Source organism: Alkalibaculum bacchi, assembly GCF_003317055.1.
GTDB classification, from domain to species: domain Bacteria; phylum Bacillota; class Clostridia; order Eubacteriales; family Alkalibacteraceae; genus Alkalibaculum; species Alkalibaculum bacchi.
In genome coordinates, this window is record NZ_QNRX01000043.1 from 1 (window position 1) to 1,582 (window position 1,582).

Consider the following 1,582-nt stretch of genomic DNA (forward strand, 5'->3'; position numbering starts at 1 on the left):
CTCAAACTTCGCACATAAATAATTGAATACAAGTATTGGAATTCCGGGTTTACAGGTATAAAAATAGCATGAAAACACCAGATTTGTTATAATTGAGTTTGCGAAAAACAAATAAACAACCTGGAGGCTCATGCTATGAAAATTATAACACAAACCAACCCAGACTTAAATTCTAATTCGAAACTTGTCACTCGTTTTTTGAAAAAATATCAAATAGGCGCATTGCTGAAAGCATGCAATGCCTACAAAACTAAAGGTTTTTCGGTGGTTTCCGTTTTTGAATATCTGTTAAGCATCGTCTTTATCAATCGTTCCATGTACATGAATTACGTCACCAACCACTATTGTCCAGAGTTCAAGAAGGATACTGTGTACCGATTTATGAATTCTCCCAAAATTCACTGGCAAAAGTTTACCACGTTGCTTGCTGCTAAGGTGACTAATCAAAGTATTACTCGACTTACCCATGAATCCAGGGAGAATGTCTTAATCATCGACGATACCCTGTTTGAACGAAATCGTTCGAAAAACGTAGAGCTGCTCTCCAGGGTTTTCGATCATGTAAAACATCGCTACACGAAAGGATTCCGATTGCTTACTCTAGGCTGGTCTGATGGTAATACTTTCATTCCAGTTGCCGGGTCACTGCTCTCTTCTTCAAATGATAAAAATCTTCTGAATGAAGCTAAGGGCAATCTCGACAATCGAAGCATTGCGGCAAAACGAAGACTTCAGTCTAAGCGTAAAGCTACAACTGTCATGATAGAGCTTATCAAAACTGCCTTGAAATCAGGGATCAGTGCAAAATATGTGCTATTCGACACTTGGTTTTGCAGTCCTTCTTCGCTAATAGCAGTGAAGAAAACAGGAATTGACGCCATCGCAATGGCAAAGAAAACATCCAAAGTCCACTATTTCTTTAACGGAGAGAAGAAGTCCGTTAAAGAAATCTACACATCCTGCAAAAAACGTAGGGGCAGATCCAGATACTTACTTTCAGTGGATGCCTCAGTGCAAAAAGATGATGTCATCATTCCACTTAAGCTTGTATTTGTAAGAAACCGGAATAATCGTAAGGATTATCTGGTTCTAGTTACTACAGACCCCACGCTTTCTGAAGATGAAGTAATTCGCATTTACGGAAAACGTTGGGGGATTGAAGTGTTCTTCAAAGTATGCAAGTCCTATCTGAAACTAACAAAATCCTTCAGGGGACTATCTTTTGATGCTCAGACAGCCTATGTAGCCATTGTTTTTACCCGGTATACCGTGCTGTCTATTGAAAATAGATTTCACATAGATGAACGCAGTATAGGGGAGCTATTTTACTGGGCATGTGATGAATTAGCTGACATCACTTACCAAGAATCCTACCAGCTGTTGGTAGAAATTATGTTGTGTGCCATTCAGGATGTCTTGCGCCTAGATGATGATAAGGTGGAAGATCTCCTTGAAAAATTTGTTCAAAACTTACCGCACATGATAAAAAACAACCTAAAATGCTGTGCATAACACTTTATTTTTAGGTGAAAGTATTATGTTGCAATGGATTTATGCCATTTATGATGTGCGAAGTTTGAGT

General features: G+C 38.7%; 1 protein-coding gene. It reads left to right on the forward strand.

Annotation, left to right across the window (positions count from 1 at the left end; genetic code table 11):
- Nucleotides 1-135: 135 nt before the first annotated feature.
- A complete protein-coding gene (locus DES36_RS14620; RefSeq protein ID WP_113921957.1) occupies nucleotides 136-1,512 on the forward strand; it encodes an IS4 family transposase in 1,377 nt (458 codons plus the stop codon).
- Nucleotides 1,513-1,582: the final 70 nt, after the last annotated feature.

Coding starts and splice junctions, on each gene's coding strand:
- DES36_RS14620 (WP_113921957.1), top strand. CDS start 136: ATGAAAATTATAACACAAACCAACCCAGACTTAAATTCTAATTCGAAA.